Raw genomic sequence first — 7920 nt, 5'->3', positions numbered from 1 at the left:
AAAACGCGATCTCTGCTTTGGATTTTTGAACTATGTAGGGAAATATAGTTTAATCAACATTTCTATACCAGAGAGCTTCACCAGAGAGCTTCCTTTATGAATTTGTATTACCAAGTTCTCGTACTGGTAATGAAAATGATACTGTCGTTATAGTTCAAAGAACCAAATATATAAACTTTTGAGATATATTTTAACTAATGTTTTCTGAAAAACAAATTCAAGAACATATATGGAAACAACGAGAAACATGGACAGATTTAATCGATATAGCAGATATTCCTCAACCATATTTATTTGCAGATGACCTATCTGATATTACTCCTGATCGTGTAATTCAAAATAATATATATGCTCGTCTTTTAGCAATTGATGAAAATGTTCGGACAATAGAATTATTTGGTTGTGAAGTACCTCTAGATAAAGAAAATAATTCTACATTACGAGCAGACTTTTTGGGAGCGTCTAAAGATGAACCAATATTCGCGATTATCGAACTCAAGAAAAATGTTCAAACAGAGAGGCAAGCATTTAGTGAACTTTTAGCATATTCAAACCATATAACGACACTTTTTCCAACTATGTGCAAAGAGGACATTTATTCTGTCATCATTGCACCAATGGATGCGAGAATAACAAGAGAATCCGTAATTCATACTCTTGTCTTTGATAGAAAACCTGTTTATGCACTAATTCCCTACTTTACTGCTCACGATAATATTGAAAGTTTACGCTTCAAACCTTGGATTCCTTCTTTTGAAGATATATCAAATATTACAGGAGTTGCTTTCGAGCATAGAAATTTCAGTGTGGTAAAAATAGCTTGGGAATATACTCCAGAATTCTGGAATCAGGAACCTAATGAAGATCCATCAGATTGGGTAATTGCAAATTTTAATCGGGTTTCTGTTTTGGCTGCACAAATAATGGAAGCTCAAGGACTTCATGGGTTCGTCTATTGCTCTCAGGTATGGCCTGAACTTTATAAAGCTTTTCCATTTCCTAACTCACTCATAATAGCGGCTTTAAATCCCTACATTATTGGCAATACTTATTGGCATATAAAGGAAAACGATAGTCAAAATAAGAATGTATTTGAAATGTTTGCCCCAGAAAATTTTAATATCACTAATATTTTACCTGGCTTAAACAAAAGTGCTAAAAACATTCACAAAGAATATAATCACATTTCAAATTTATCCGAAATCTGGTATTCACACTTATTTAGAATTGGTCAAGATATTGTCAAACGAGTGAATCAAGATTGCAACGCTTCACAAGTTTCGATTGACTATAGTTTAATGACATGGGAAACTTATCAAAAAAGCTTGATAGAATATAGTTTTTGTAAGAATTTTGATATTATATCAACAGGATTACTTAGAGAAATATATTGGGATATAACAAGAATAGATTATGAATTTACTGCAAAAAACAAAGCATCAAAACATCCTATATATGATGGTATTCCAAGTTATGCTATACACACTCTAAACAACCAAGAGTATTTTAGTAGGTTTCTATCTAGGATGTTTAATCCAGAATTTTGGATATAAAAAAACGATTTATTTTGGATACCTGCCCTGATAACAGCAAAATGGGACAGAGTATTTTACCTCCCGGGGTCAAATGAGCATCCGTGCAGAAACTTACGCTAAGGAATTGATGAGCTGCTTTCAATCCTGCGATCACCAGGAATAAAACTGTACCAATTGAAGTCTCTGAAATTTATAAGCTTGAAAGCCTTGCTGTACCGGAAATCTTTTCCTTTAAGTCACACTATAATGGCTTCTTGATATCGGCATAAATCCAATTCTGGAATTAAATCATAATGATTAAGTATTAGCTGGTTACAGTTAATTGATAAATATTACACTAAATTACTACGGTTTGAGTTGTTCACATCTTGAATTCCTGGGATACAGGCAGACTCCCTAAAGCGTGAAATTTTGTTGGATTTCCAACCATATCATTCAATAAGGCCATTCTAGCCTTACTCAAGTGCGAATTTCTCCATATTGCCGAATATGTTCAACTAACCGCTTGGTTTCACCGCCAGCTAATTCTAGTTCCCTGAGATTGCCCACCAAAATAAACAATTCCCTTGCCCTACTAACGGCGGTATTCAGTAAATTGGGTTTACGATTAAGGAACCAAAAACTATGCTCTTGGTGGCACTGGTAAGGAGAGAAGATAATAGCTGCTTTTTCTCCCCCCTGGAAGGTGTGAACTGTGCCAATATCATCCCAAGAAAAGTTTCGCCAACGGTTAGATAGTCGATACTTGAGCGCGTTAGCTTGCTGCGAAAACGGCGACATCACCCCAATTGTTTTTGAGTTGTCATCCGAGTTAGTAGAGTATCCATGTTTTAGCAAGGACGCAATTATAGTTTCTACAGCATCAATTTCTTCTGGATTGGTATTATGGGTGTGGCTTCCTTCAACGTGGTAAGCCAGCAGATGCTTGACTGTTGCAGTCTGGTCATAACTTGAAAGGATTTGCAAACCACCAGGATAGTTGAGACTGCAAAACTGAATAATGTCTGGGGTGCAACGGTAATGATTAGAGAGAATAATGCCATTGCCTAAGTCGGATTCTGTACCACTAGCACCAGCAGCGCGATGATAAGCAGTAGCTGTGTATTTGGCAGTGGGGGCATAGCGATAATAGTCTTCATTCCCCATACCACGATCCAGAAAGGCAGTTTTCAGATATTGTTTGATGCTATCGTCGCTCATGTTAACGATTGGCTCAATTTGTTGGGGGTCGCCAGCCACTACTGCCTGTTGCGATCGCACTAGCAAAGGAAATAATTGATGTATAAGAGTTGTCCCCGCTTCATCCACCAGTGCCAGCTTGATGATATTAGGCTGAAGAATTGGCGACATATTACGCATTGATTGGAGGGTGGAGGTAATAACGGGGAAAATCAAACTCAAGTCACGGTAGATAGCATCACTATCAGTTTCTAACTTGAGCAATGCCTCTCCGTCTCCCGTCAAGACGCTGCCATAAGTTGACAATGCCCTCATAACGCTCTCCTTGCGTCGGAGAACTTCTTGCAATAGAAACGCCCAGGCACGTTGAAACAGTTCTAGCTGTAATTGGTGGTGGTCGCGGTAAAAACGATTATAGAAATCCCCTTGCGGGTAACTATCGATTTGTTTTTGAATTTGTTGATGTCTGAAAAGTTTTAACTCTAGTTCTTTATTTAAAGCTGTTAGCTGGGTTTGAATTTCAGTGACTTTTTGGTGAAGATTCTGCCATTGCTGTGAAAAATCGAGTTTTTGGTTAACAGAAGCCTGGGCTGTGATTAAACTAGGGCGGTCAAGGGGGGTCTGAAAGGGATGCCCTGTCGCCAAGGTGTTTAAAACAGCAGCGTTTATCCTATTTGCTAGACGCTTAAAAATTCGCTGATCTGTAGTAGCATTAAGCCAATCCAAGGCGCGTTTTGTGATGGAGTCGGACTCTTTTGCTAGTTCTCGTTCTGCCTGGGATAAAGCTTCTTGTATCTGCTGGTAGGCATCAATGGGAAAATTTGCATAATCAGACAAACTTGATAGCTGTTCAGTTAGGGCTTGTAACTTGGAATCAGTAGCAGCAATATCGTCATTGAGTAATTGTATTTCTAGATCCAGTTGCGATCGCCGTTCGGCATCGGTAACTTTTTGAGCAGTATTCAAGCGGTCTTGCTCTTGGAGTTGCTGAATTTCACTCTCGGCTTGCAGCAATTCAAGTTTGGCTTGTTGCCAAGAATCCTGATCAAATTCAGTATTACGCAGCCAATCTTGGGTTGATTGCAGTTTGGGTAGAGTTTCCTTACGGATATTAGCTTGGTTCCCGCCTGGAAGATAAAACTGTTGAGCAGGAGAATTTATAGTCAGTCGTTGTTGGAATTTTTTAACGGTGCTGTTATTAGCGCCGACAAAGAATATTAAATTATTTATATCATCAAGACCCTGAACAAGTCGTAACGCTCGATTTACTACTTGCTGGGCTATGAGGTGCAGAAACACCTCCGTTTTTCCAGTTCCGGGTGGCCCACAAACAGCAGTTAGTAAGTTCTCTTGGGCGTGTTTCAGGACAGACGCTTGAAATTCATCAGGTGCATGATCGGGAAAAGCACCCCAGAACATCACTTCATCTCTGGGTAATTGTGGCTGACCCCATAAGTACTGCATTGCTGGGTGAGTTTCAGTTAGCCATTCGCTATTACAGTCAGGTTGTTGAAGTTCCTTTAGTATTTCTTGCAAGTCAAGCTTAAGAAGGGCATTGTAAGGTGTAAAGTCGCAGCGAAGCAAATAAGGTTGTCGAGAGGTTTTGTACTTGACTTCGGGTAAATCTACCAGTTCAAGAAAGTCTCGAAGCGTTGGGAATCTTCCTTTAAAAGTGTCTTCTAAAAATTTTCCAATTCCTGAAGCAACAATCAGTGATTCGGCTTGCTCCTCCTCTAGCCCGTACAGCCGCATCAAATTAACAACCACTGGCTGAAACTCGTATTCGGTCAAGTCCCAGCCAGTTTTGCGGTAATTACCTTTAAAGATGGGTGAAATATCAATTGTGAACAGAGGCAGGTATTTCAGCTTTTGGTCTTTGCCCTTACCGTTGATTATATAAATTTGTGGGAAAGCAACAGCCATCTGAACATCATTTTTGTTCCCTCTTTTAGCTGCTTGTTGCTGTTGCTGGAATTGCGTAAATACTTCGCTATCTAACAGTAACTTGTTGCCAACAAGCTGCACTCCCTTATCTACTACTTTTGAATAAATATCTGAAGAACGCTCGACCTCAGCTTGAGTCAGTTCTTCTAACCTGATATAGCCTAACCAAGCTTGTACTATCTGAATAAGTTTTTCTGACTCTAGCATGAGAACACTTGTGGGAGCGACTGTACTAACTGGCACTCTCCTTAACTTAATATTTTTTGTCGTTTATTGCCAGAATTAGGCGACCGGTTCTGTTGGATCATCGTAACGGATTACTTTACCGCGCATTGGATAGAGATTTGTTTCTGGCTGGCTAGGCACTGCTCCTTTATTTTGTGGAGTTTTAGCTGACAAAATAATCACCTCCACAGCATCCCCCGCATGAAAAGGTAAGCCCCGCAGCATCAAAGTTCCATCTTCCGTTAAAACAGCTTCTATTTTGTGAGCTTCCATCTTACTACTCCTATTTATTAATGGAGAAAAAGAGAAACGGATCTTACTTTCTCTAGTCTTTTTATTATGGCGCTTCGGCTCCGCTGACTTTGTTAGCCGTGACTTGCTCCCGTCATGATTTCGAGAGAACTGGGGAGCAGTAACAACTCCCCTCACTCAACATTTGTGAGCGTCTCCAGTTGTGCAAGTAGTTTTTCTATTTGCTTGCGCTTCTTGGGGTCTGACCAAATACGCGATTTTCTTAGTTTGGTAGTCGCAGCAGTAAAGCGCTCTTTATAATCGTTCGACTCGGTGTTTGCGGAAGAGGCTGGGGTTTTCTTCTCACTAATGCGCTGTCTGATTTCGCTTAAAGACCAGTTGTTAGCAAGAGCTTGTTCTAAAAAGGCAACGCGCTCATCTAATTTCTGAATCTGGGCGATGGCTTTGGCTTTGGTGTACTCAAGTGAGCCTTCCCTTAGCGCATCAAGGATATCTTCTGGGAGGTTGAGCAAGGGCAGGCGGTTCTTAACGAAAGATTCCCAGGTCATTAACCCTAAGCCATCAAACACTCCTTCAACGATTTTTAGGTCTTGGTTTACAGCAGGCTCATGATTAAGGGCTGAATCATCCGTTTCGGTTTCGCCCATAACGTTATGGGTAGATAAGCCAATATCACTTTCATCATCGCTGATAGCGTTATTGGTAGAATCATTTTCAACTTCGCCCATAACGTTATGGGTAGGTTCATCACCTTCGCTATCGTGTGCGCCCATAACGTTATGGGTAACTGTAGATGCTTTGTTCTGTAGGCGTTGTAGACGATACAGGAATGGGGGTATCTCCTCAACACTTCGACCTAGTTTGAGAGACAGCAGTTGCAGGATACCTTCGGTTTCTTCAACTGGGTTAAGGTCTTCTCGAAGTAAGTTTTCTATCAAAGCCAACTGAAACGCTTGGTCATCAGATAGCTCACGCACAACCACAGGTGCAGCTTCAAGTTTGGCTTCAATTCCTGACCTGTAGCGTCGTTCTCCTGCTACTACTTCGTATTTACCTCCGCCAATTGGACGCACCAACAGAGGTTGCAGGATACCATGTTGCTTTATCGACTCGGTTAACTGCTTTAATGCTTCCGGGTCAAAATAACGGCGCGGTTGATTCGGCGGCAGAACAATCTGGTCTAAGGGCATGGATTGAGCAGAATCGGCATTAATAACGCCTGTGGTGTCCCAAGGTACATCAATTTTGCTTTTGAGAGGTTGGCTTGCTTTAGTGCGTCTCATTTTAAGGATTCTATGCTAAGGGCTATTTTTTTCAAGATGGCGACAGATGGGTGTTTGGGATCGTAAACTGCAAGAGGCATTCGTTCCTCTGAAGCATCAACAAAAGCAGTGGAGCGAGGAATCGGGGCAAAGACTGTTCCGGCACTTGCTAGTTGTTCAGTGATGGCTGCTAAAGTACGAGTATCCTGGGAGTTCCGGGCATCGTATTTTGTAGGCACAAACCCGGCTATTTGCAGTTTGCGGTTGGGTTTATTGCGTACTGTAGCGACCGTTTTTAGTAATTCGCCTGTTCCCTCAAAAGCTTTGAAATGGGTTTCCAGAGGCACGAGAACATGAGTGGCAGCTACAAGGGAGATGTAACTTAGTAGCCCTAAGCTGGGAGGGCAATCTATTAATATAAAATCGTAACTGTCTTGGATTGGCTCGATGGCTTCTTTCAGGCGGAAATCGCGCATGGAAGCACTAACCAATTGCATTTCTGCCGTACTCAGAGAGATGTTGGCAGGGGCTAAATCCATGCCGTGAATTCCCTCAAGAATTGGCAGGGGTTGTTCATCCACAATGGCATTGTTGACAGTTTGCTCTATGTCTCTTGGAACCAAGCCCATAAAGATAGTTAAGCTGGCTTGGGGGTCTATGTCGATGAGCAGGACGCGATGACCCAATTGCGCTATTTGGTAGCCCAGGTTTTGGGTAAGGGTGGTTTTGGCAACACCTCCCGCCTGATTAAAAACTGCGATGATTCGGCTCATAAGTGAGTTGGTTTACCTGCACCATTACAACTTAAGATAACGGGGAACAGTCAATCAGCAATGTTTCTTTTTGTTTGGGGCTGCTGTTTTACTTAAAATTGTTAACATCGCCTAAAACTGGGCGCATAAATGATCGCTCATAACTAACAATGCACTTTGTTCGACGCGCTTCTTCATACGCTGACTGACAAGCTGGATCTTGCTGGGAATCTATCCGGTATTCCTCGTATGCTGCAAGGCTGGGAAAACTGAACAGAGCTACAGCAATATTATTAGCTCCTTCATGTGGAAGAAAGTACCCGTGATGTTTCCCACCAAATTTTTCCACCAACGGAATCCACATACGTCCGTATGCTTCAAAATCCGAAATTTTGTCAGGATCGATAACGTAGCGCAAATAGCAAGTAATCATATCAATCTGCTTTAAGGACTTTTCTCTTCATCATTCACCTCTGGTAGTTTCTTCTCCCAGAATAATGCCTTGCCCATCTGGGGATTTAGCTCATAGCCACTGAATCCGCACGCTTTGTATGCTGACTGGGCAACATGGTTTCCTTCCAGTACCTCTAGCGTGAGTTTGCAGCAGCCCAAATCGAACGCGATCTCCTCCGCTTTCTGTAGCAGCAGTTTGGACAAGCCTCTACCACGGTAAGGTAAAGCAACAATGACATCGTGAATATTAAGTAATGGCTTGCACGCGAAGGTGGAGAATCCTTCTAAGCAGACAACAAGCCCTGCGGGTTCGGCATC

At 41.7% G+C, this 7920-nt stretch carries 7 protein-coding genes; 1 reads left to right on the top strand and 6 read right to left on the bottom strand.

The window, feature by feature from the left end; translation table 11 throughout:
* Positions 1 to 197: 197 nt before the first annotated feature.
* Positions 198 to 1553 carry a hypothetical protein gene (locus VB732_RS34870; protein WP_323235378.1) on the top strand — a complete coding sequence of 452 codons (1356 nt, stop codon included), beginning with the start codon at positions 198 to 200 and terminating at the stop codon, positions 1551 to 1553.
* A gap of 441 nt (positions 1554 to 1994) precedes the next feature.
* Here the strand turns inward: VB732_RS34870 and VB732_RS34865 are convergent, their stop codons facing one another.
* The 6 genes from VB732_RS34865 to VB732_RS34840 all read right to left on the bottom strand — a co-directional run.
* On the bottom strand, positions 1995 to 4901 hold the full coding sequence (locus VB732_RS34865) for a DEAD/DEAH box helicase (RefSeq protein WP_323235377.1): 2907 nt from the start codon (positions 4899 to 4901) through the stop codon (positions 1995 to 1997).
* Between the two features lie 39 nt (positions 4902 to 4940).
* On the bottom strand, positions 4941 to 5156 hold the full coding sequence (locus tag VB732_RS34860) for a hypothetical protein (RefSeq protein ID WP_323235376.1): 216 nt from the start codon (positions 5154 to 5156) through the stop codon (positions 4941 to 4943).
* 152 nt (positions 5157 to 5308) lie between these two features.
* Positions 5309 to 6418 carry a ParB/RepB/Spo0J family partition protein gene (locus VB732_RS34855; protein ID WP_323235375.1) on the bottom strand — a complete coding sequence of 370 codons (1110 nt, stop codon included), beginning with the start codon at positions 6416 to 6418 and terminating at the stop codon, positions 5309 to 5311.
* Positions 6415 to 7170 (bottom strand): ParA family protein, encoded by a 756-nt coding sequence (locus VB732_RS34850; RefSeq protein ID WP_323235374.1) that lies wholly within the window; start codon positions 7168 to 7170, stop codon positions 6415 to 6417. Before VB732_RS34850 ends, VB732_RS34855 begins: the two co-directional genes overlap by 4 nt.
* A gap of 88 nt (positions 7171 to 7258) precedes the next feature.
* On the bottom strand, positions 7259 to 7582 hold the full coding sequence (locus VB732_RS34845; RefSeq protein WP_323235373.1) for an NIPSNAP family protein: 324 nt from the start codon (positions 7580 to 7582) through the stop codon (positions 7259 to 7261).
* 11 nt (positions 7583 to 7593) lie between these two features.
* The coding region (locus VB732_RS34840) for a GNAT family N-acetyltransferase (protein ID WP_323235372.1) at positions 7594 to 7920 on the bottom strand (327 nt) is incomplete at its 5' end.

This window comes from Nostoc sp. UHCC 0252, assembly GCF_034931145.1.
Lineage (GTDB): Bacteria > Cyanobacteriota > Cyanobacteriia > Cyanobacteriales > Nostocaceae > Nostoc.
Note: the sequence above shows the minus strand (reverse complement) of the source record. Positions and strands in the feature narration are given on the sequence as shown.